The sequence below is a fragment of the Fibrisoma limi BUZ 3 genome, from assembly GCF_000296815.2.
In the GTDB taxonomy this organism is placed as follows: domain Bacteria; phylum Bacteroidota; class Bacteroidia; order Cytophagales; family Spirosomataceae; genus Fibrisoma; species Fibrisoma limi.
Genome location: NZ_CAIT01000006.1, coordinates 67,193 through 88,790, shown reverse-complemented (window position 1 = coordinate 88,790; position 21,598 = coordinate 67,193). Strand labels below are relative to the sequence as shown.

At 54.0% G+C, this 21,598-nt stretch carries 19 protein-coding genes; 16 read left to right on the top strand and 3 right to left on the bottom strand.

Annotation, left to right across the window (positions count from 1 at the left end; genetic code table 11):
- The first annotated feature begins 40 nt into the window (after positions 1–40).
- The 14 genes from BN8_RS08265 to BN8_RS08200 all read left to right on the top strand — a co-directional run bounded on the left by BN8_RS08265 (position 41) and on the right by BN8_RS08200 (position 16,095).
- Positions 41–1,144 carry a DegT/DnrJ/EryC1/StrS family aminotransferase gene (locus BN8_RS08265; protein WP_009281381.1) on the top strand — a complete coding sequence of 368 codons (1,104 nt, stop codon included), beginning with the start codon at positions 41–43 and terminating at the stop codon, positions 1,142–1,144.
- Between the two features lie 80 nt (positions 1,145–1,224).
- Positions 1,225–3,279 carry an ArnT family glycosyltransferase gene (locus BN8_RS08260; RefSeq protein WP_009281380.1) on the top strand — a complete coding sequence of 685 codons (2,055 nt, stop codon included), beginning with the start codon at positions 1,225–1,227 and terminating at the stop codon, positions 3,277–3,279.
- Positions 3,280–3,386: 107 nt separating this feature from the next.
- Positions 3,387–4,094: a WbqC family protein gene (locus BN8_RS08255; RefSeq protein WP_009281379.1), complete on the top strand. Its 708-nt coding sequence runs from the start codon at positions 3,387–3,389 to the stop codon at positions 4,092–4,094.
- 86 nt (positions 4,095–4,180) lie between these two features.
- Positions 4,181–4,834, top strand: a complete 654-nt coding sequence (locus BN8_RS08250) for an acetyltransferase (protein WP_009281378.1) — start codon at positions 4,181–4,183, stop codon at positions 4,832–4,834.
- Between the two features lie 93 nt (positions 4,835–4,927).
- Positions 4,928–6,127, top strand: coding sequence for a glycosyltransferase family 4 protein (locus tag BN8_RS08245; protein ID WP_009281377.1), 1,200 nt, complete (start codon positions 4,928–4,930; stop codon positions 6,125–6,127).
- Positions 6,120–7,268: an acyltransferase family protein gene (locus tag BN8_RS08240; protein WP_009281376.1), complete on the top strand. Its 1,149-nt coding sequence runs from the start codon at positions 6,120–6,122 to the stop codon at positions 7,266–7,268. Before BN8_RS08245 ends, BN8_RS08240 begins: the two co-directional genes overlap by 8 nt.
- A gap of 43 nt (positions 7,269–7,311) precedes the next feature.
- Positions 7,312–8,295, top strand: a complete 984-nt coding sequence (locus BN8_RS08235) for a glycosyltransferase family protein (RefSeq protein ID WP_009281374.1) — start codon at positions 7,312–7,314, stop codon at positions 8,293–8,295.
- Between the two features lie 4 nt (positions 8,296–8,299).
- Positions 8,300–9,349, top strand: coding sequence for a glycosyltransferase family 9 protein (locus BN8_RS08230; protein ID WP_009281373.1), 1,050 nt, complete (start codon positions 8,300–8,302; stop codon positions 9,347–9,349).
- Positions 9,346–10,173: a DUF5672 family protein gene (locus BN8_RS08225; protein ID WP_009281372.1), complete on the top strand. Its 828-nt coding sequence runs from the start codon at positions 9,346–9,348 to the stop codon at positions 10,171–10,173. The genes BN8_RS08230 and BN8_RS08225 overlap by 4 nt, the downstream gene beginning before the upstream one ends.
- Positions 10,174–10,181: 8 nt before the next feature.
- Complete coding sequence (locus tag BN8_RS08220; RefSeq protein ID WP_009281371.1) at positions 10,182–11,204, top strand: glycosyltransferase family 2 protein; 1,023 nt, start codon at positions 10,182–10,184, stop codon at positions 11,202–11,204.
- 18 nt (positions 11,205–11,222) lie between these two features.
- Positions 11,223–12,236, top strand: a complete 1,014-nt coding sequence (locus BN8_RS08215; protein ID WP_009281370.1) for a hypothetical protein — start codon at positions 11,223–11,225, stop codon at positions 12,234–12,236.
- Between the two features lie 129 nt (positions 12,237–12,365).
- Positions 12,366–13,748: an O-antigen ligase family protein gene (locus tag BN8_RS08210; protein ID WP_009281369.1), complete on the top strand. Its 1,383-nt coding sequence runs from the start codon at positions 12,366–12,368 to the stop codon at positions 13,746–13,748.
- On the top strand, positions 13,745–14,929 hold the full coding sequence (locus BN8_RS08205; protein WP_009281368.1) for a glycosyltransferase family 4 protein: 1,185 nt from the start codon (positions 13,745–13,747) through the stop codon (positions 14,927–14,929). Before BN8_RS08210 ends, BN8_RS08205 begins: the two co-directional genes overlap by 4 nt.
- A gap of 14 nt (positions 14,930–14,943) precedes the next feature.
- The gene (locus tag BN8_RS08200; protein WP_009281367.1) at positions 14,944–16,095 is read left to right on the top strand and encodes a glycosyltransferase; all 1,152 of its coding nucleotides are present in this window, start codon (positions 14,944–14,946) and stop codon (positions 16,093–16,095) included.
- A gap of 7 nt (positions 16,096–16,102) precedes the next feature.
- Here the strand turns inward: BN8_RS08200 and BN8_RS08195 are convergent, their stop codons facing one another.
- The 3 genes from BN8_RS08195 to BN8_RS08185 all read right to left on the bottom strand — a co-directional run bounded on the left by BN8_RS08195 (position 16,103) and on the right by BN8_RS08185 (position 19,868).
- On the bottom strand, positions 16,103–16,954 hold the full coding sequence (locus tag BN8_RS08195; RefSeq protein ID WP_009281366.1) for a polysaccharide deacetylase family protein: 852 nt from the start codon (positions 16,952–16,954) through the stop codon (positions 16,103–16,105).
- Between the two features lie 83 nt (positions 16,955–17,037).
- Complete coding sequence (locus tag BN8_RS08190; RefSeq protein ID WP_009281365.1) at positions 17,038–17,802, bottom strand: methionyl-tRNA formyltransferase; 765 nt, start codon at positions 17,800–17,802, stop codon at positions 17,038–17,040.
- A gap of 68 nt (positions 17,803–17,870) precedes the next feature.
- Positions 17,871–19,868: a sialate O-acetylesterase gene (locus BN8_RS08185; protein ID WP_009281364.1), complete on the bottom strand. Its 1,998-nt coding sequence runs from the start codon at positions 19,866–19,868 to the stop codon at positions 17,871–17,873.
- Positions 19,869–20,002: 134 nt separating this feature from the next.
- Between BN8_RS08185 and BN8_RS08180 the strand changes: the two genes are divergently transcribed.
- Together BN8_RS08180 and BN8_RS08175 are read left to right on the top strand one after the other, a co-directional pair.
- Positions 20,003–20,983, top strand: a complete 981-nt coding sequence (locus tag BN8_RS08180; RefSeq protein WP_009281363.1) for a glycosyltransferase family 2 protein — start codon at positions 20,003–20,005, stop codon at positions 20,981–20,983.
- Positions 20,940–21,509 (top strand): WcaF family extracellular polysaccharide biosynthesis acetyltransferase, encoded by a 570-nt coding sequence (locus BN8_RS08175; RefSeq protein WP_009281362.1) that lies wholly within the window; start codon positions 20,940–20,942, stop codon positions 21,507–21,509. The genes BN8_RS08180 and BN8_RS08175 overlap by 44 nt, the downstream gene beginning before the upstream one ends.
- Positions 21,510–21,598: the final 89 nt, after the last annotated feature.

Sequence of the window (21,598 nt, the reverse complement as noted above, 5' to 3'; positions counted from 1 at the left end):
GAAGGACTTAAAACTGTAAACCGTTAACCGTAAACTGATTATGATCAACGTCACAAAATCATACCTGCCGGATCTTGAGGAATACAACCGTTACCTGGAGGGCATCTGGGAACGGGTACACCTGACCAACGACGGCCCACTACTACGTGAGCTGGAAAGTCAGCTAAAAGAGTATCTGGGCGTCCGTCACCTGAAATTCTGCACCAACGGCACCGTTGTGCTCCAGATGGCCCTCAAGGCGCTGGATATTACCAAGGAAGTCATCACGACGCCCTTTTCCTACGTGGCTACGACCAACGCCATTTTGTGGGAAGGCTGTACGCCTGTTTTCGCTGACATCCGGCCGGATGATTACTGCATCGACCCCGATAAAATTGAGCCGCTGATTACCGAGAACACGCAGGCTATCATGGCTACGCACGTGTATGGCAATGCCTGCCGCGTTGAACAGATTCAGGCCATTGCGGATAAATACGGTCTCAAGGTTATCTACGACGCGGCTCACACGTTCGGGGCTACGTACAATGGCCGCTCTATTCTGAGCTACGGCGATCTGAGTACGTGCAGCTTCCACGCGACGAAGGTGTTTCATACCGTCGAGGGTGGCTGCATTGTGACCGATAGCGACGAAATGGCGCAGAAACTTCATTTCTACCGTTCCTTCGGGCATCGCAACGACGATTATTACAGCATCGGCATCAACGCCAAAAACTCGGAGTTCCACGCGGCCATGGGCTTATGCAACCTGCCCAAAGTGCCCAGTTTAATTGCCGCCCGCAAACAGGTATTTAGCTGGTACGATACGCGACTCGACTTCGAGAACATAACCCGCCCGACTCTAACCCCGGGCGTTGACTACAACTACGCCTATTACCCGGTCGTCTTTGAATCGGAAGCGAAGCTGCTGCAGGTTGTTGACGCATTGAAACGCAATGAAATTCTGCCCCGGCGCTATTTTTATCCGTCGCTGAATACGCTGCCGTTTGTGGCGCATCTGGCACAACCCTGCCCTGTATCGGAAGATATTGCCCTGCGCGTTCTGGCACTGCCGCTTTACCCGGATCTGCCGGAATCGGATGTAGACCGTATCTGCCAGATCGTTAACGAAACTGTATCGGCCAACGTAGCGAGTATTGAACAGTGATCCAGCCCTGAATGGCCACTCCGGGCTCCTAGCCCCGGCATTCGGTACTTTGTTCGCTTTTCATCATTCGATTGTTCTGTATGACCGTCTTGTATCTGATTGCGCTTCTTGGATTTCTAGTGTATGTGGGTTGGCTCGCGACGCGCATCAGCCGTCCGTCGCTGACCGAGTGGTATTTAGTCTCGTTTTTGCTGGGTGTCGGCAGCGTTGTCCTGACCGGCTTCGTTCTTTCAGCGCTGTATCTGACCGCCAACACGCTCGTCTGGGCGGGTTCCGTTTTTCTCACCGCAACCGTAATTGGCTGGGCGTTACGCTGGGCTAAACCCGTCACGGATCAGCCGGCTGTCTTTTCGGTAAGTCAGTTGATCGGCCAGCGCCGGCAGACCTTCCGCGACTGGTTCGGAACGCTTCCTACGTTTCCGAAGCTTCTCTTTTCTGCCCTGTTCGGTACGTTGGCGATCATCGCCGTGACAAACCTGCTGCTCGTCCTGTTTACTGTCCCGAACGAGTGGGACAGCATGACAGGTCACCTCAACAGGGTGATGCAGTACATCCAGCGGGGTACGATGCGGCACTTCGGCGGAACGAACTGGAACATGGATACGTATCCGAAGAGCGTCTGCACGCTCCAGATCTATTCGTTTCTGATGACGGGCCGATTCGAGAATGCCTTCAAGTTCATTCACCACCTGAGCTACTGGACCGCCCTCATATCCGTTTTCGGTATCGTGCAACGTATCGGCAACCGGCTATCGGCCAGTTTTCTCTGTGCGCTGGCCTACGCCCTGCTGCCGGACTTTCTGATGCAGGCCATCACAACCGAGACTGACATTGTGCTGACGGCCTACCTGAGCGTGCTGCTGTACATGCTCTTCACGTTCCGCCAAACCCGAGACAACCGCTACCTGTGGCTAGCCGGTATGGTATACGGCATTGCCTTCGGCCATAAGATCACCTTTGCTCTGTTGCAGCCCTCGGTGTTCGTCATCATGCTGTACACGGTATTTCTGGCCCCATCCTGGAAAACAACGGTCGCCCGCACAGTTCGGCTGGCCGCAGCTATTTTTGTGGGCATTTGCCTCTGGATGCTGCCGACGGGTTACCTGAAGAACATTGAAGTGTTTGGCCATCCGATTGGTCCGCCAACCGCTCTTCGCCACCAGTCGGTGGAGCGGGCCGGTTCGCTGGGTAATCTGCTGGAGCAGGGAAGCCGAAACGTAGTACGTTACGCTTATGACCATTTCAACCTCGATGGCATCCGGAATCTCGAAGCTGGGGCTGAGCTCAATCACCTCATGCGCGTCCCGGCAGTGGTGCTGGAAGACAAGCTTCGCCTGCGACTCGACGAGGAAACCGACTTTTCGATTGTGCCCTTTGCGTTTGATCGGCGGTTCGTGTTCTACAATGCCAACCCGTACTGGGGCGTTTTCGGTTTTGGTCTGATTTTCCCGCTGGTAATCCTGGTCCTTACGGGTATTATTCGTTCAACACCTCATGTTTACCTGGGTCTGGCGCTTGCGCTCCACTTTGCCGCCCTCTCCTACTCGGCTCCTTACGACCCGTTTAAAGGCCGCTACTTTATTGAAACCGGTCTGTTTGGGGTGACGTTCCTGGCATTATTATTCCTGAAACCAGCCATTGCCGTTGATAAACCCGGCCGACCGGCCTGGAAGGCTTACGTTGGCCTGATCGCAGGACTGGGGTGTTTGTCCGCCCTGCTCTGCGTCTTTCTAAACATCCGGGCGTTGCCGTTCGAGTGGACAGGACCTACAGGTATTACGTACCCGTCGGCGTTCAACTCCGACCGTATCCGGCAGATGACCCTCGGCCGCCCCGATATTTACCAGCCCTACAAACGTTTCGACGAACTGGTACCGGCCAAAGCCACCGTAGCGCTGGGTACTATCAACGACGATTATGAATATCCGCTTTATGGTCCGGAGCTATCGCGTCGGCTGATTCCTATTAATCCGTTCGAGCAGGGCCTACGCCCTATTCCGAAAGAGGCTGATTATCTGTTTTTTGATAAGAGTGTAATCAAACCGCGCCCCGGCGATCTGCGGTTAGGTACCGACACGACCATGAAAGACCTGATCGTGCCGGGCGAAGATTATTACTTACGCAAACTGAAATAAGTTTAACGTTTCATGTTCACAGTTTAAGGGTCAACGGTCAGGTGGCTCTCCATGCCAAGCTTAACACATTGGCCCTTAAACGTTGACCCTTACCCCCTCGTTCCGCCATGACGCTCGCTATCATGCAACCTTACTTCCTGCCCTACGTCGGGTATATGCAGTTGATGAAAGCTGTCGATACGTTTGTGCTCTACGACGACGTATCGTTCATTAACCGGGGGTGGATTAACCGGAACAAACTGCTGATCAATGGCCAGGAATATTTGTTTACCGTACCGCTGAAGGATGCCAGCCAGAACAAGCGAATCAAAGAGGTCAAACTGGCCGACGATCCTAAATGGCGCAGCAAACTCCTGAAGACCATTGAACAAGGGTACCGAAAAGCCCCCTATTACGGAACGGTACTGCCCATCACTGAAAAAATCATCAACTTTGACACCGATTCCATTGCCGGGCTGATTCACAATAGCCTGGTGGAGCTAAATCAGTACATCGGTCTATCGACAACGCTGGTACCAACCTCAACGACGTACGATAATACGCATCTGAAGGCACAGGAACGGATACTTGATATTTGTCGGCAGGAAAACGCCACCCGGTATATTAACCCGATCGGGGGCATGGAACTGTACGACAAGCCTACGTTTGCGGAGGCTGGTATTGAGTTATTCTTTATCAAAGCCCGACGCGTTGACTATCCGCAGTTCAACCGGAATCAAGCCGATTTTATTCCCTGGTTATCTATTCTGGACATTCTGATGTTCAACGATCCGGCCAGCGTCCGGACAATGCTTGACGAATATGATCTGATTTAATTGCGAACGAGTGGACGAGTGAAAGCGCGATTAGATTCGTGAGATTTTCACTCGTTCGCTCATTAACTCTTTCACTCATTACCAATATGGCAAAAGTGGTCATTTTCGGCGTGATGGATACGGCCGAATTAGCGCATTTCTACCTTACCCACGACTCAGAACACGAGGTGGTGGCTTTCACGCTCACCCGTGATTACCTGAAAGAAACCGAATTCCGCGGATTGCCCGTGGTGGCGTTTGAAGAGGTCGAAACGCTGTATCCTCCGCAGGAATTTAAGTTTTTCGCGCCGATGACAGGCCGGGGCATGAACAAGAACCGGGAGCGAATCTACCTCGAGGCCAAAGCTAAAGGCTATGAATTTATTTCATACATCAGCTCCAAAGCAACGACCTTCGGCAACCAGATCGGCGAAAACTGCTTTATTCTGGAAGATAATACCATCCAGCCGTTTACAACCATCGGCAATAACGTAGTGCTCTGGAGTGGCAACCATATCGGTCACCACGGCCAGATCAAGGACCACGTTTTCTTCACATCGCACGTGGTCATGTCAGGTCACTGCGTGATTGAACCGTATTGCTTTTTTGGTGTTAATAGTACAATTCGGGATTATTTGCATGTAGCCACCGGCACGTTGGTAGGCATGGCGTCGGCTATTTACAAAGACACGGAAGAATGGGGTGTTTACATTGGCAATCCAGCCAAGAAACTCCCCAAGCCCAGTCACGAAACGTATTAACTAAGGGGAGAAAGGAGGAGGGGAGGAAAGGAGAAAGGTATTTGCGCTCTCCTCGTTCCTTTCCTCCTTTCCTTCCTCTTCTCCTTTACTCCTTTGAAAACCATTCTCCTCATTGGCCACGATGCCAACCGCGCAGGCGCTCAACTGGTGCTGCTCCAGCTCATGCGCCTGCTGAAACAGGAAGGCATTCAGATGCGGTTGCTGCTGGGAGCCGGGGGCGCGTTGCTGGACGAATACCAGCAGGTCTGTCCGGTAGTGCTCTGGCCGGAACCCGACCCCCACGTGGTGGGTGGCGTTGCCGACAAGCTCCTGGGCAAATTAGGACTCTGGCAGCAGGCGTATCAGCAGAAACTGGAGCAGCATCAGCAAACCCTCCGGACAGAATTAGCCCTCGACTCAATCGATCTGGTGCTGGTCAACACCGTAACGAGTGGCCGCTGGCTGAGCCACTTGCCTATATCGCCCGATGTGCCCGTTGTTACGTTCGTGCATGAGCTGCCGCTCTCGGTGCGCATTTATACCCAGCCCGAGGAATTAGCCTATCTGCTGAATCGCACGACCCACCTGCTGGCCGTATCGCGGGCTACCGCCCGCTACTACGAGCAGGAACACGGCTTCGATCCAGCCCGCATTACGTTATTCACCCTGATTGATACGCCCGCTCTGATTCGAAACGTGCAGGACGCTCAGCAGCAGCCGGGCGTTCTTGAGTCACTCGGCATCGGCGAAAACGCGGTTGTTATTGGCGGCTGCGGCAACGCCGAGTGGCGAAAAGGCAACGATTTGTTTGTTTCGATGGCTAAAATAGTCACGGGGCGGATGTCGGCCCAGGATGTGCATTTTGTCTGGGTAGGAATGCAGCCTGGCACGCTTCGCGACGACCTGGTGCTGGACATTCAGAAAGCGGAGCTGGAAGACCGCGTTCATCTGGTGCCACAAACCCCCGAAGTGCTCCGGTACATGAGCCAGTTCGACGTGTTTGTGTTGTGTTCGCGGGAAGACCCCTACCCACTCGTCGTACTCGAAGCGGGTTTGTGCAATTTGCCGGTTGTGTGCTTCGACAAAGCCGGCGGCTCGCCCGAACTGGTTGAAACCGATGGCGGATTTGTTGTTCCCTACCTCGACCTCGATGCCATGAGCAGCCGGGTTGTAGAACTGATCGAACAGCCGGAATTACGCCGTACGCTCGGCCGGCGGCTGAATCAGAAGATACAGGAACGGCATCCGGCCCGCCAAAGTGTCGAAACCCTGCTAACTTTGTTTGCGCAACTGACCAATTCTTCGCATGCCTAAGCGGAATATCCTCACGGTGGTGTCTGGCCCGGCCGGATCAGCGCAGCCCCGCACTGACCTGTCGCGGCTGACGCACATGCCCCAGTTGGATGCCCTACGAACGCTGGCCGTCATGCTGGTGGTCGTATACCACTGGTTTCCCACCGGCGAAGGCATCAACCGCCTGCCCAACGGTACCATTGGCGTGATGATTTTTTTTGTCATCAGTGGTTTTCTGATCAGCCGGATTCTGCTGCAAAACCGCAACCGCATTCTGGCGGGATCGGCGCAACTTAGCGACACGTACCGCAACTTCTTTGTCCGGCGGGCGCTGCGAATTTTTCCTTTGTATTACCTGGTCATTACGTTCGTGCTGATCGCCCTGCCACAGGCGTCGGACATCGACGAATACCCACTCTATTATTACCTCTACGGCTACAACATCCTGCTGCATCAGACCGGTAACTGGTCCGACCTGCTGTCTCCTTTCTGGACGCTGGGCGTTGAGGAACAATTATACCTGATCTGGCCCTGGATCGTATTTCTGACACCCCGTTCATCAACCCGCACGGCCATTATCGGCCTTATCGTCATCGGGGTTGTATCGCGGGGCATCGGCTACCTGCGGGGTGACCTCGACGGGGTATTAATGCCAGCCAGCCTCGATGCCTTTGGCTTAGGAGCTCTCTGGGCTCATGTTATCACCGAAGAGCCGGAGCAGGCTGGTACGTTTCTGAAGCGACTGTCGCTGGCGGCCGTTCTGGCCCTGGTGGGCTTTGCCTGTCTGTTGTTGCTGCCCGGCGACGATGTACTGGTGGTCCTGTTCCAGCGGCTGCTGATTTCGGTACTGTCGCTGTACGTGGTCGCCAACGCCAGCCTGGGTATTCGGGGTATCACCGGTCGGGTGCTCGACAACGGCGCCCTCCAATATGTTGGCCGCATCAGCTACGGCATCTATGTGTTCCACATGCTGGTTCCGGGGTACCTGGTGCCGTTTTTGCTACGTATTGCCGGGCGGTTTGGTATTCATCCTACGCTGGGTTACTGGTCGCACCGGCTGTTCAGTCTGGCCGTGCTGATTGCGCTCGCATCGGTATCGTGGTATGCCTTTGAGAAACCCATCAACGGTTTAAAGCGTTATTTCTCTTACAATGACAAGTAGCTGATCCATCCCACCGATCAGCAGCCCATTCTTTACAGTACGCATGACACTGGCATTTACCATTTGTTCAGTTAATTACCTGGCCCAGGCCCGCACGCTGGGCGATTCGTTACGGCAAACCAATCCCGACTTCCGGTACGTAATCGGTCTGGTCGACAAGCTCAGTGTGGCCAACCTGCCCGACTCGCTCGCGCCCGGCTACGAGATGCTGGAGGTAGACCAGATCGAGATTCCGGATTTTGAGGGCATGGGGAAACGCTACGACATTACCGAGCTGAACACGGCCGTTAAGCCGTTTTACATCGACTATTTTTATAAACACTACCCGGACGTTACGGAAGTCATCTACTTTGACCCCGACATCATCGTGTTTCAGCCGCTCGACAAGCTCAAGCGGGATTTGTCGACCTACAGCCTCGTACTGACACCGCACACCTGTTCGCCCACCCCCGACTGGGAGCGCCCGAACGAACAGCACCACCTCAACACGGGTGTGTTCAACCTGGGCTTTATCGGTCTGCGGAACGATCCCAGCGCCCGGCACTTTGTTGAATGGTGGAAACAGCGGCTCGTTTATGAATGTCGGCTCGATTTATGCAATGGGTTGTTCGTCGACCAGCACTGGGTGAACTTTGCCCCGGTGTATTATGACAACGTACTGATTGAACATCATCTTGGTTACAACGTTGCCTACTGGAACATGCACGAACGGCAGTTATCGCAGGATGCCGAGGGTCAATGGCTGGTAAATGGAACCGATCCGGTACAATTTTTTCATTATAGCGGATACAGTCCATACAAGCCGGACGACGTATCGAAATACCAGACCCGCTACACGTTTACAGACCGGCCCGATGCCTGGCCGTTGTTTGATCTGTACCGCAGCCGGCTCCTGGCGAACCACAACGATCAGTACCGTCACTACCCCTGCATCTACATTAAACCGCCCAGGGTATTGCGGTATCGGCGGGTGCGGAAAGCGGTCAATGCACCGTTTAACAAAGTAATTGAACTCTTAGCCACGTAGCGTTATGCCAACATGGCACCGAACTAAAGAAATATGGATCCATCGCCACAGCAAATACGGTCATCTTATCGACCGATACTGGTGGGCGACGCTGGATTTACTTCGCTTACGAAAACTGAAACTAAAACTGGGCAAACGCCCATTGGTAGCCATCATTCTATCGGAGCAGATGGGCGACATCATCGCCTGTGAGCCGGTGGCCCGTGAGGTTAGACGCCGTCACCCCGACGGACACATTATCTGGTTTGTTCGTCGTCCATACGTCGAGTTAGTAGCGCATCATCCGGACCTGGACGGTTATTTGATTGAACTGTGCCCCGGCCACCGCGAACAACTGATTCATTCGGGCGTTTTCGACCACATCTACAATCTGCACCTCTCCCACCGGAAGTGTAAGTACTGCCCGGATGATCCTGTTAACCCAAATGCCGAACGGATCGGTATGCATTTTGACAATTACTACGATCGCGGGGATCTGCTGTATTCCTTTTCGCAGGTAGCCGGATTGCCGCCCATGACCGACGACCCGAAGATGTACATTCCCGAGTCGGTACGTCAGCGGGTCGATACGCTCCCGGTTCCGATGGCTCCGGATGGTAGTGGCCCCATTGTCATTCACTGCCAATCCAGCTATGCCCCGCGCGACTGGCCCGCTGGTAACTGGCATCAGTTGGTACAATGGCTGCTCGATACGCATCCCTACCCCGTGGTGGAAGTCGGTATCAATCCGGTTGTCACCATCGAACACCCCCGGTTTCGCAGTTTTTGCGGGCAGCTCAGCCTACTCGAAACGGCCGAGGTGATCCGACGTGCGCATCTGTTCATCGGCATTGACAGTGGTCCGGCTCACATGGCCAACGCCGTCGGTACCGACGGCGTCATCCTCCTCGGTCGGCTGTTCGACTTTGTCAATTACCTGCCCTATTCGGGTCGGTACAAGCGAGGAGAGGGTGTAAGTATTTTGAATAATTTTGATCACCCCTGCGCTGAATTGCCCTACAGTTGGGTGCAGCGAGCCGTGCAGCAACGGCTGGGCCAACCCAAACTTGTATGAAGGCTACGGCTTCTGTAAACGTCAGTGTTGTAATTCCCGTCTATAAACCTACCCTTACCGACCACGAGCGCATCGCTCTGACGCAGTGCATACGGATTTTAAATAAGTTTACCATTGTTTTAGCCGCTCCGCAATCCCTCGACACTTCGTATTACCAGGATTTATACCCATTTTTGCAGGCCCGTCGATTTAACGACAGCTATTTCATTGATATTCAAGCATATAACCAACTGATGCTGTCAGCAGAATTCTACCAGGCATTCGCTGATTTCGAGTACATTCTGATTCATCAACTGGATGCCTTTGTGTTCCAGGACGAATTGGCCGACTGGTGCGCGCTCGGTTACGACTATATTGGGGCTCCGTGGCTGCGCGACCGTGATTTCACGGACTGGCGCGACGAAGCCTGGTTTTCGGTTAAGAAGAAAGTGGCAACACTACTGGACCTTAAAAAGCCCGATGGTGTGACACCCCGTGAGATCGTCAGTCTGAACAGCGTGGGCAACGGCGGTCTGTCGCTTCGGCGGGTTCCGTCCATGCTGCGGTGGCTACGTTTTTTCCGGCGGAAGATTGAGCGCTACCAGCAAATCAGCGCTCATCAGTATAATGAAGATGTATTCTGGGGAATTGAAGTCAATCGGTATCTACCCCTGCTGCGTATTCCAGACTACCGGACGGCGCTTCGTTTTGCCGTTGAGTTTTATCCGCAGCGGGCCGTCGAACAGTATAACCAGGGCAAGCTGCCGTTCGGTTGCCACGCCTGGGATATTCACGGCACAGACTACTGGCGACCAATTTTTGCCCGTTATGGGTACCAGATTTAAGCAAACGCATGACTATCAAAGATCGACAGACTATATCCGTTGCACTATGTACCTACAATGGGGCGGCCTACCTGCCGGCTCAATGGCAAAGTCTGGTTGACCAGACACGCCTGCCCGATGAGGTCATTGTCAGCGACGACTGCTCTACCGATGGAACGATTGATCTCCTCCATCAACTGGCGGCCGAGGCTCCTTTTCCAGTACGGATTTCCATAAATCCTAAACAACTGGGTTTCAACAAGAACTTCGAGAAAGTTCTTTCCCTGTGTTCGGGCGACCTGATTTTCATCTGCGATCAGGACGACTACTGGTTTCCCGAAAAAATCGGCACCATGGAAGCCTATATCAACCAGCATCCGGATGCCCAACTTGCTTTCTGCGATGCCTGGGTAACGGATGAAGACCTGAAGGAACGTCAGCAGCGGTTCTGGAACTGGGTCCGCTTCGACACCGAAGCACAAACCCGATGGTCGGAGGGCGAAATGATGGAGGTTATGCTCGACGGCAATCGTGTCATGGGCTGCGCTACGGTGATTCGACGGCCATTTCTGGAGAAAGTCCTGCCCATACCCAGCGAAATTCCCGGCTATATCTACGACGGCTGGATTGGTCTGATGGGTGCCGCCTATAACGCCATCCAGTTCATTGATCAGCCATTGCAACTCTATCGTACGCATGTTCGCCAGCAGGTAGGCATTCGTCAGTCGAAACCCGGCAAGCGCATTCGGCTACGCGATCGTTTTTTACGCCAGCGCGAGCTCAAACTGGCTCCGCTGCAAAAGAAGCAAAGCCAATTGGCTACGATCAATCGGCTCCTGACCGAACGGGTTGCGCCCGATGCCCCGGGAATGGAGTTACTACGTAGGCGGCTGAGTCACTTTACCATGCGGAGTTCGCTGCCCACGAACCGCTTCAATCGGGTACATCCGGTGCTACGTAGCCTGCGCCAGGGAAACTACAACCGATACGCCGACGCAGCCGCAAACTGGTATGCGCCTTATCTGGCGGTTTTGGGTGATATACTCGAATGAGTTAGTTTTGCAGCTACCGTGTTAATAACCGTCTGTACAATCCGCCAGTTACCCCAGGCATTGGCACTGGGGGCCAGTTTCCGTCAGTATCACCCCGATGCACCCGCCAATGCGTTTCTGATCGGCCTGGCCGACGATCCATCCCGGCTTCCCACCGATGTAGTCATTCCCCATCCGGTTCTGTCCATAACGGACGTATTACCGGCCGAACGGCTCTCGGTGTTATCGGCCATGTACACCCCCACCGAGTTCGCGGCTGCCTGCAAACCTCACCTGATTCAGGCCGCTATGGCCCAGCATCCGGACGACGTAGTGGTGTATGCAGACCCAAACTGCTGGTTCTATCAGCCGCTAACGGCAGTTACAGACCGGTTGGAGCAGGCTAATACGCTGCTTACTCCGCACATCACCCGGGCGCCGGCCGATGCTTTTCAGCCCGACGAGAAATACTTCCAGAACGTAGGTCTCTACAGCGGTGATTTTCTGGCGTTCAGGCGCTCACCGGAAACCGACCGGCTGCTCACCTGGTGGCAGGATCGGGCTACCGACCGCGCTCACATCGACTTTTGCAACGGTTCGTGCCTCGATCAGATCTGGCTCATGCACGTACCGGTGTTCTTCCGGGGCGTATCGGTTGTCAAAAACCCATCGTGGCACGTAGCGGTCTGGAATCTGCCGCAACGGCAGCTTGCCCGGCAGAGCGACCACTGGCTGGTTAATGATCTGGCTCAACCTACAGAAGGTCAGCCTCTTTTCTTCGTTAATTTCAAGGGACTGAGTAACCCGGACGACGGGCTGTTTCCGTACCAGACCCGCCTGCGGTTGGCCAACCGCCCCGACGTACAAAGCCTGTTGACCGACTATCAACGGCAGGTGTCAGGATCGGATGTAGCCCGCTTTTCGGGCATCCGACCCGCGTTCGGTCAGCGGCCCGAACCGATGATAATACGCGGCTGGCGACGAATAACCGTGCAGTCGCTGCGGGCGGTTACGAATTTTGTCGAGAAGGTACCCCTGCCGGTGATCCGCTGAGGTCGTAGGCTCAGTTCAGTCGGCGCTATCTTGGTTTTACCGACATAAAGCGTATTTTTGCAGGCATCTTTTCTACGAAAAGTACAAACTCATTCGTTATATAGCCAGCGTTTGGAAACGAACTGATTCATGAGGAAATTCCTATATTTTTTGCAGACACTCGACTACATGCGAATGGTGCTGGGTATCTGCATTCTGCTGGATGGTTACCCGCTAATCTTTTTCTTTCGTGATGAGTTGCGATTAGCCCCAGGTAGTACCATGTTTACGGCTGTGGCCCTGGCGATGGGGCTGGTGCTGATGGTACCCTTCACGGTGCTGCGTCGGCTATACCGGCCCAACATCACCATGTTCTGGATGGGCATTTCGTTCCTGCTGTTCTGCATTGCCTACATGTATCTGTTCAATCCGTACCCGCAGGTTACGGACTTTACGAAGGATATGATCTACTTCGCCTACGTGATCATTTTCCTGTTTCTGCTCATCAACATCCCCAACGACATCATCCGGGTCTTCGTCCCGGTTGTGATTCTGTTTACGCTTGTATCAAATTTAGCGCTGGTGTATGCCCTGCTGACGAACCCGAACTGGGTAATCGGGATGCGGGCAACCATCGTATTGGGTGAGGGCGACGAAGCCTCCGGCAATCCCCACGCGTTTTCGCGCAACGCCTTCATGAGCATTATTGCCTGCGCGATCTGGATGGTTCGCCCCCAGACCAACTTCCTGATTCGGCTGTTCTGTTTCTTTTCCGGCGTTTTCAGTCTGGCCATCCTGATTCTGACGCAGACCCGTTCGAGCGTTGTGGCGTTGATTATAGCCATTGTATTCTTCCTGTCGTTCAATGTCCGGCCCGCGCAAATCCGAACAATGGTCAAAGGATTACTGAAACCCATACCCATCATTACCATCTGCCTGGGTATTATCGGGCTCATGTTCTTCTTCCGCAAGTATTACGACGCCTACGCCATTCTGTACGGCTATGTCGTGGCGTTTATTGAACGGAACATGGAGAACGTATATGCCATATTAGGCATGAAAGCCAAAGGAGCGGATTATAAAGCCGTTCTGGATGGTTCAGCGGCCAACCGATCCGTGAGTGCTACGTTCCTCAATAACGTACTCGTCGGGCACCAGTACAAGCTGATCCTGGGCTACGGATACAAGTACCTGTACCTCGATATTCCGGTGGTCGAAGCGCTGACGAATCAGGGCATTCTGGGCTTTATTCTGTTCGGCGGATTGAATGCCATAGCGGTGTATCATTCGGTTCGGGTCATGCGAACGAATCCCAACCCACTCAATACGTTCCTGGCCTATTTCTATACGCTGCTGATGGTACAGTTGTTCACCAACGGCCGACCGTATGAGATATCCTTCTGGTTCCCATTGGCCATGATGATTCGATTTATGGGCGTTGAACACTTATTTCCGGCCTATCTGTCCGACCGACCGCACCTGCTCAATGAAGAGCAATACCAGGTAGTCGCCAACGGGCAGCCGACCCGATGAAAATCCTGATCGTTCACAACATTCTCTGGGCACATTATAAATCCAGTGTCTTTCAGGCCCTGCAGCGGCTGGTCGATGCCCAACCCGGCGCCGATCTCCGGGTGCTGCAAATTGCCCGCAATGAGCGCTCCCGGGCTGGCCTGGAAACCGCTGCCGGCACCTCGCCCGGTCAGCCCTCGGCCCCTACGTACGCATACACCTATACGCTCCTGTTCGACCGCTTTCTGGAAGACGTGAGTGTGCTGGAACGGACGCAGGCCCTGCTGCGGGAAGCTAAGGCCTACCGCCCCGATGTCATCAACCTGACGGGGTATTACGATCCGGCCCAGTTGGCTCTCATGCTCTGGGCTAAACGACGCGGTATCCGGGTGGTGATGCAGAACGAAAGCACGGCCGCTGACCATCAGCGCGGAGGGTGGAAAGAACGACTGAAACGCTGGATCATTGGCCAGTGCGACGGCTTCTTCTGCTTCGGTAGCCAGTCGGCCGACTACCTCATCGGTCTCGGGGTTTCTCCGGAACGCGTCCTCGTCCGGAAAAACGCGGTGGATAACAACGCGCTGCTGACTGAGTATGAACGAGCCCTCCCCCAACGAACTGCTCAACAGAAAGCCCTGGGGCTGCGACCCAATAACTTTATCTTCGTTGGGCGACTAATTGGCTTTAAGAACCTACCCGCCTTGCTTACCGCCTTCGCTGATGCTCAGCGGCAATCGTTTCGGGCGGGAGCCTGGGGACTGATATTGCTCGGCGACGGCCCTGAACGTGACGTACTCGGGCAACAGATCGACGCATTGGGACTGGCTAATTTTGTCACCCTTCTCCCGGGTCGCCCCTGGTATCAGGTACCGGAGGTGCTGGCCCTGGCCAACGTACTGGTGCTGCCGAGCCGGTCGGAGCCGTGGGGACTGGTTGTTAACGAAGCGATGGTGTGCGGCCTGCCCGTGCTGGTATCCGACCGATGCGGCTGCGTACGGGATTTAGTACACCATGGGCAGAACGGCCTGGTATTTAACCCCGATCAGCCCGATGAGCTAACGCACGCGCTCGTCGATTTCATGAATGGAACGGTCAGTGAAACGCGAATGGGCGAAGCGGCCCGGCGGACAATCGCCCCCTACGCCCCCGAGGCCGTTGCCCGGGAAATGCTCGATGGATTTGTAAAAACGGTACGCACCTGATTATTTCGCGGCTCATGCGAATTCTGAACATCTGCGCCTACACCTGGGAAGCCGGGGGCCCACCTAAGATTATCTTCGATCATACCCAGGTTGTCCTCCGCTACGGCCATTCGGTTGATATTCTGAGTCCCTACTCACCCGGCGAAAAACCATACCCCGTGCCCGAAGGTGCCCGCCTGATTTTGTGCCAGCGAACCCCGGTCATCAGTCGTTTCTTTCGGGAGGTCTCGGGCGAACTGTTTGACTACCTCCGCAAACACGTTCATGAATACGATGTCATTCATTGCCACGGTCTATGGCATTTCGGTACGTTGGCTCCGTTTATGGTGGATAAGCAAGTGGCCAAGGTGGTCACCATCCACGGCGTTCTCGATCGCTGGGTCTATGCGCATAACCAGTGGAAAAAGAAGCTCATCGACGGATTAGCGCAGAAAGCGTTCCTATGCCGGGCCGACGTAGTCCATATCAACAACACCGATGAGCAGCAGGATCTGCTTCGTTATTTTGGCTTTCAGCACCCGAACGTAGTGATTATTCCGAACGGGGTAAAGATGAGTGACTTTGCGCAGCTCCCCCCGAAAGGTCTGTTCCGGTCAAAGTTTGGGTTGCCTGCCGATCGCAAACTAGTCCTATTCATGAGCCGGCTGAACAGCAAGAAGGGGCTTGACCTGCTCTTACCCGCTTTCCGGGATTACGTGCGCCAACACCCCGATACCGTACTGGCCCTGGCCGGCTCCGATGATGGGTATGGCGAAGCCACCCGCCAGTTCATTGAACAGCATAAACTGGGAGATTCCATGCGGCTGGTTGGTATGCTGACCGGTGACGATAAAAAAGCAGCCCTCGCCGATGCCGACCTATTTACATTACCGTCTTATTCGGAAGGTTTCTCGATGGCCGTACTCGAAGCGATGGCTGCGGGAACCCCTACCCTCGTGTCGGACCGGGTCGGTTTTGGCGAAGCCATCCGTCAGCACGAGGCTGCCCAGTTAGTTGAGTTAACCCCCGACGGCGTTCGGGCCGGTCTGGAACGGATACTCGCCGACGACGCGCTGCGCCAGCGGATTAGCCAGAATGCAACAGCCCTGCTCCGGGCGCAGTACGACATCGACGTAGTAGCCAAACGACTACTCGACGAGTACACGAAAGTTGTCAGGAAACCGTAAGTAGGTCCTACGCAATGGTACGGGTCCGGACAGTCGACCAGTCAATCTGCTTTTCGGCTTCGGCAACGTCCACGAACTTGAATTCAGTCAATAACTGCCGCAGTTTGGGCCAGCACCCTTTCAGACCGTAGTACGACTTGAATTGCCGGACCCGGCTCAGGCCCGGGATCATGGGTTGCTCTGCGTCGAAATCACGGGGGTGAAAATACGTCATGACGTAGTCCGACTGGCGCATGAACTGACGAATGGCTCCGTAGGGCAGTAATCGAAAATACCCGCCCCCCGAGAAGATAAAATGCTGCCCCAGTACGCTGGCCGTGTTGATTGGAAACTCCTTCAGTAACTCACCTTTCACGTTCAGATAACTGGGTTTAACAACGCCCAGGGTTGCGTCGCCCCCGTGAGCGCGGGGGGCTGAAAACACGGAACAGTCAATCTCAATGCCCTGTTCGATCAGAATTGGAAACACCCAGCGGTTAAATTCTTTCACCGAAAAACCCGGGGCGCGGTATGAACGCACTTTTTTGCCGGTGATGTCCTGCAGGTGTTTGATTGATCGCTCCAGGTCCGCCTGAAACTCGTGTGGCGTCTGCTCGTATGCCAGTTGATGCGCATAGGAGTGCGTAGCAATCTCATATCCGGCCGCGTCGATCCGCCGGATCACATCGGGATGCTTGTCGGCCACCCAACCCAGGCAGAAGAACGTAGCCCGGCAGTTGGTCTCGTCCAGGAGTTGAAAAATCCGGTCCATATTGGCGTGGATCCGCGTTTCGTACCGGCTCCATTCGGCTTCAGTACGCGTCGACGCGTTATCCAGGATATGAAACCACTCTTCTATGTCGAACGTGAGAATATTCATGTTGGTAAGTTGGACAGTTAGTCAGCTAGAAAGCCATATTTGAACCAGGCCAGCTTTCGCTGATCTGCTATCTTCCCGGCGGACTAATAAAACCGTTTTCCGGCCGCCTGAAACGCTCTAACATCCTCGCGGGTCGGGAATGAGAAATAAGTCATCTGCGACGCATCATTCGCGATCAGTTCGTAGTTACCCGAATGAATTTTCTCGATCGATTCAATGATCGCGTCCATACCGATCAGCTTCGTGTCTTTGATCAACTGCTCCTGCGAGCGGTTTCCGATTTCTACTTTCTTCTGCACCAAAATCGGGCCACTGTCGATGCCTTCGTCTACAAAAAAGACGGACACGCCAGTATGCGTTTCGCCGTTTTTCAGCACCCAGAACGACGGCATCAACCCACGGTACTTCGGCAGCAGGGCCGTATGGAGGTTAACGCAGCCGTGAGTTGCTACGTCGAGTAGTTTGCGTTTGAAGATCTGATTACCTGCGATGGATACGAGCAGATCGGGTTTATACGACCGAATCTTCTCCAGATTTTCGTCTTTGTTGATGTTGCCTTCAATCTCAATGAACGGAATGCCCCGGTCGGCCAGCACTTTGCGCACGTTGTTGCGACTGTCCAGTTTTGAGCGAAGGTACTTGAATCCGTACCGAATGAAGAAGGGTAACCCAAAGATCTCGTAGGTCTTCTTCATTTTATCCGTGAAGCTCTCTCGCTTGCCGAAAGGCGATACGTCGAACACGACCGTAGCCACGACTTCAGCATAGGGTGGCAGTTTTTTAAGAAAATAGTCAATGTTGCGAGCGAGGTAAAACGGATCGTCCTGGGTTAAGATGACCAAACGCATAAACGTGGTAGATGAGACTGGTTGCGCCGTAAAATTACAAAGTCCTGCGCAATGCCAAGCCTTGTTTCTTATCGAACCACTACCTTCCGGCGAAGCGTCCGCTGATCGCTGGTTTGCAAATCGGCGATATAGAAGCCAGCCTCCAGCTCATCAAGACTGACAGTCAGCGAGTTGGCCACCCGACCGTTCCAGACCTTTACCGCCCGGCCCAGTTCGTCGCGGATAGTCAGGCTGGTAAACGTTGTCTGGTCAGCTTCAATCCGGAGCGTCCGGTCGGCAGCCAGCGGGTTGGGATACAGTCGTACCACCGGCGCAATCGGTTCTACACCAAGCACCAGCGGCCGCGCGCTGATTACGTTGCTGTAAGGCGATTCCGATACGTCGCTGAACGCCCGCAGCCGGTAGTAGTACGTTCCCAGCGGATCAGGCAGGTTCGCATCGGCGTAGGTAGCCGTTGTCCCGCTCAGGGTAGCGATGGTTGTAAACGAATTTGGTGATCCGTTGGAGCGCTCCAGCACAATCCGCTGTGCCCCAGCCGGGGCCGTCCAGTTGAGCTGGATCTGCTTTTCAGAAATGGGTTTGGCAGCCAGCGTCGACACAGCCGAAATCAGGTCGGCAATGGCTACATTATCGAACGTCAGTGCCCGCATACCCCGCGTGTTTCGTAGCGTTGGGCCGTCGTAAAAGTTTGAATACTGATCCGAGAAGTAAGCCGGCAGGTACCGAATGGCTTTGGCCGACGAAGGTTGTTTTAGGCCTATGAGTATCCGATTTCCGGAGGCAACACCGCCCGTTACGTCGCCGGCTTTCCCGTCCAGATACACGTAATCCTTCAGGCTGCGGCTGTAGACCTTCGTTTTGGTCGCGAAGTTATAAAACGCCGTATCCTGCGGCCAGATCATCTGCATACCTTCATTGAAAACCAGCGTGATGGAATCTTTCCGGGCGTTGTAAAACACCTTTTTGATGTCCGGCGAGCTGACCTGTGCCGTGTCTGCCGATCCATACACATCCCTCGCCAGCAGACGGAACTGCTCAAATGCCAGTTGCTGATGCCCTTTTACGCCGAAATGAATGCCGTCGTTTCCCATGTTCATGGTGCCGACAGTCGCCACCGCTTCTACGTTCCTGAACAATTGACCCGTCCGGCGCTGAAAATCCCGGAGCCCGGCCGCAGCATCGACCCGATCGGCCAGGATGTTGATCTGCCCGACGTAAATTTTAGCATCGTTGTAATCCTCGCGAAGCTGATCGTAGAACGTTTTAAACAGGGCGGGGTAATTGTCTGGCTTATTCCCGGCTTCGTTTTCGCCCTGCTTCCAGATGATAGCTTTAATCTGTTTCTCCGCTCCGGCCCAACGCGCCCGGTACAATAGCCGCCCATAGGCCGTTTGAAGATCAGCGTGATTGGCCGGGTTGCGGAACGTCAGTACGTCGATGCCCGTGCCGCCAATGGCTTCGCTGATGATGCAGGTCGGAATGCCGTAGGTATCCAGGATCAGCTTTTGCAGCGTAAGACCAAAACCACCCACACTGGCGTACGGATTTTTGGCAGAGTACCACATCATCTCGCCCGGAATATTCAGCGAACCGTAGGGATAGGTACAGTTCCGCAGATACGTATCATCAAAATTAAAGCTATAAGCCTCATCCAGCCCCGCCAGCGCCAGGGCATTCGACTGACCGTGCAGCAGGATCACATCCCCACACACAACCCGGTTCCGCTCGGCCACCAGCGTCGAATCGGTGCCTTTGTACAAAAATACTTTGAACCCATACTGCGCCCGCTCGGCCTTGATGGTGGTCGGCAGCCGGAAGTCAACGTTGGTGGCTGTTGGCGACAGCGTCTGGCTTACCACGGCAGACAGCGCACCCTCCCGGAATACCTGCATTCCAATTTTCTGAAAGCCCGTAGCGGTTACTTTTCCGTTTACGATCACCTCGGCCTGATTGGCCGCGTTGCGTGGATAGAGCTGCAGGTCTTTGGGCAAGTTCTCGAACGTTACCTGGCCTTTCGCTGGAAAATTGAATAAAAACAATAAGACACTTGCGTAAAGTAGCTTCATTGGCTTTCGTTCGTATAAAAAAAGTAATAGTATTGCAGTAAATATCAAGACGTGCAGTGTTTCCCGTTGCCTAACTGCGTTCTGGTGACAACTAAGCAAATATAAAGCAATTCGGGAAACGTAGTTAACAGGGCATGACCGACGTATCAGTCATTATTCTGACGTACAACGAAGAAAAACACATTGCCCGGTGTGTGCAAAGTCTGCACCCCTTTACGGACAAGATTTTCATTGTTGACTCTTTTTCCACGGACCGAACCGTTGAGATTGCCCGTTCATTGGGGGCCGTTGTGGTACAGAATCCCTGGGTCAATTACGCTACGCAGTTCAATTTTGGCATTACGCATACGCCGTTTAAAACCAGCTGGCTGATGCGTATGGACGCCGACGAATACGTGCTGCCGGAACTGGCTCAAGAAATAAACCGACGGCTGCCCACCCTGCCCGACCACGTATCGGGCGTGTACGTGAAGCGCCGGGTGCTTTTTTTCAACCGCTGGATCAAACACGGAACGTACTACCCGATCTGGCTGATGCGGCTCTGGCGCCGGGATCAGGGGATTTGCGAGGAGACCTGGATGGACGAGCACATCAAACTCGTAAAAGGGCAACCCATTAACTTTCAGCACGATCTGGTTGATCACAACCTTAACAACTTAACGTGGTGGACACAAAAACATAACAATTATGCCATCCGCGAAGTAATTGATCTGTTGAATATCAAGTATAATTTTGATGATACGGAACGCGTTGAACCCAAGCTGTTCGGCTCGCAGGAGCAACGTACCCGTTTCTTCAAAATACAATACGCGTCGCTGCCGTTGTTCACCCGACCATTTTTGTATTTTTTATATCGATACATTGTTCGGCTAGGGTTTCTGGATGGGCAAAAAGGGCTGGTCTGGCACTTTTTGCAGGGCTTGTGGTACCGTTTCCTGGTCGACGCCAAGCTGATGGAGGTGTACTTTCATGCCGGGCGCGACAAGCAGGCAATCATTGATTTTTTTCAAACAGAATATGGCAAAGACCTTCGTCCCAGCCGGGAACGAGCCGCTGCCTCAGGAGCCGTCGATGGCGGGAACAGCGGTCGGCCGGACCGACCTGTCGCGCTTTAACAACAGTTGGTACAATCCCGGACCACGCTGGAAAGTGCTGCTCTGGTTTTTGACCAACACGGTTTTTCTAAACAACTATTTACCGATTCCGGTAGCCATTAAGGTGTTCATCCTGCGGTTGTTCGGGGCTAAGGTTGGCAAAGGCGTAATGATTAAGCCGGCGGTAAATATTAAGTATCCCTGGTTACTTGAGGTCGGGAATTACGTCTGGATTGGTGAGAAGGTCTGGATTGATAACCTCAGCCAGATAACCATCGGCGATAATGTCTGCCTGTCGCAGGGAGCGATGCTGCTCACCGGCAACCACGATTACCGGCTACCGACGTTCGACCTGACAACCCGTCCCATTACGCTCGACGAGGGCGTCTGGATCGGTGCACAATCGGTGGTGTGTCCGGGCATCCGGTGCCATTCGCACGCGGTGCTGGCAGTGGGATCGGTAGCAACCCGCCCGCTGGAAGCCTACGGAATTTACCAGGGCAACCCGGCGGTATGGGTCCGCAGACGCGAGATTAGAACAATATGAACTGAACCAGGTATCAGCCGAAATTTTTGTTGTTAAGCGATGAGAATGTAAAAACTCATTCGAATAACAGGCGACGGCTGTTTTATCAA

Bases quoted from the DNA above. Each gene is read 5' to 3' on its own strand.
- BN8_RS08205 (WP_009281368.1), top strand. From the start codon at position 13,745: ATGAAAATCCTGATCGTTCACAACATTCTCTGGGCACATTATAAATCC.
- BN8_RS08210 (WP_009281369.1), top strand. From the start codon at position 12,366: ATGAGGAAATTCCTATATTTTTTGCAGACACTCGACTACATGCGAATG.
- BN8_RS08250 (WP_009281378.1), top strand. From the start codon at position 4,181: ATGGCAAAAGTGGTCATTTTCGGCGTGATGGATACGGCCGAATTAGCG.
- BN8_RS08175 (WP_009281362.1), top strand. From the start codon at position 20,940: ATGGCGGGAACAGCGGTCGGCCGGACCGACCTGTCGCGCTTTAACAAC.
- BN8_RS08265 (WP_009281381.1), top strand. From the start codon at position 41: ATGATCAACGTCACAAAATCATACCTGCCGGATCTTGAGGAATACAAC.
- BN8_RS08235 (WP_009281374.1), top strand. From the start codon at position 7,312: ATGACACTGGCATTTACCATTTGTTCAGTTAATTACCTGGCCCAGGCC.
- BN8_RS08195 (WP_009281366.1), bottom strand. From the start codon at position 16,954: ATGAATATTCTCACGTTCGACATAGAAGAGTGGTTTCATATCCTGGAT.
- BN8_RS08260 (WP_009281380.1), top strand. From the start codon at position 1,225: ATGACCGTCTTGTATCTGATTGCGCTTCTTGGATTTCTAGTGTATGTG.
- BN8_RS08220 (WP_009281371.1), top strand. From the start codon at position 10,182: ATGACTATCAAAGATCGACAGACTATATCCGTTGCACTATGTACCTAC.
- BN8_RS08240 (WP_009281376.1), top strand. From the start codon at position 6,120: ATGCCTAAGCGGAATATCCTCACGGTGGTGTCTGGCCCGGCCGGATCA.
- BN8_RS08200 (WP_009281367.1), top strand. From the start codon at position 14,944: ATGCGAATTCTGAACATCTGCGCCTACACCTGGGAAGCCGGGGGCCCA.
- BN8_RS08225 (WP_009281372.1), top strand. From the start codon at position 9,346: ATGAAGGCTACGGCTTCTGTAAACGTCAGTGTTGTAATTCCCGTCTAT.
- BN8_RS08185 (WP_009281364.1), bottom strand. From the start codon at position 19,868: ATGAAGCTACTTTACGCAAGTGTCTTATTGTTTTTATTCAATTTTCCA.
- BN8_RS08190 (WP_009281365.1), bottom strand. From the start codon at position 17,802: ATGCGTTTGGTCATCTTAACCCAGGACGATCCGTTTTACCTCGCTCGC.
- BN8_RS08255 (WP_009281379.1), top strand. From the start codon at position 3,387: ATGACGCTCGCTATCATGCAACCTTACTTCCTGCCCTACGTCGGGTAT.
- BN8_RS08180 (WP_009281363.1), top strand. From the start codon at position 20,003: ATGACCGACGTATCAGTCATTATTCTGACGTACAACGAAGAAAAACAC.
- BN8_RS08230 (WP_009281373.1), top strand. From the start codon at position 8,300: ATGCCAACATGGCACCGAACTAAAGAAATATGGATCCATCGCCACAGC.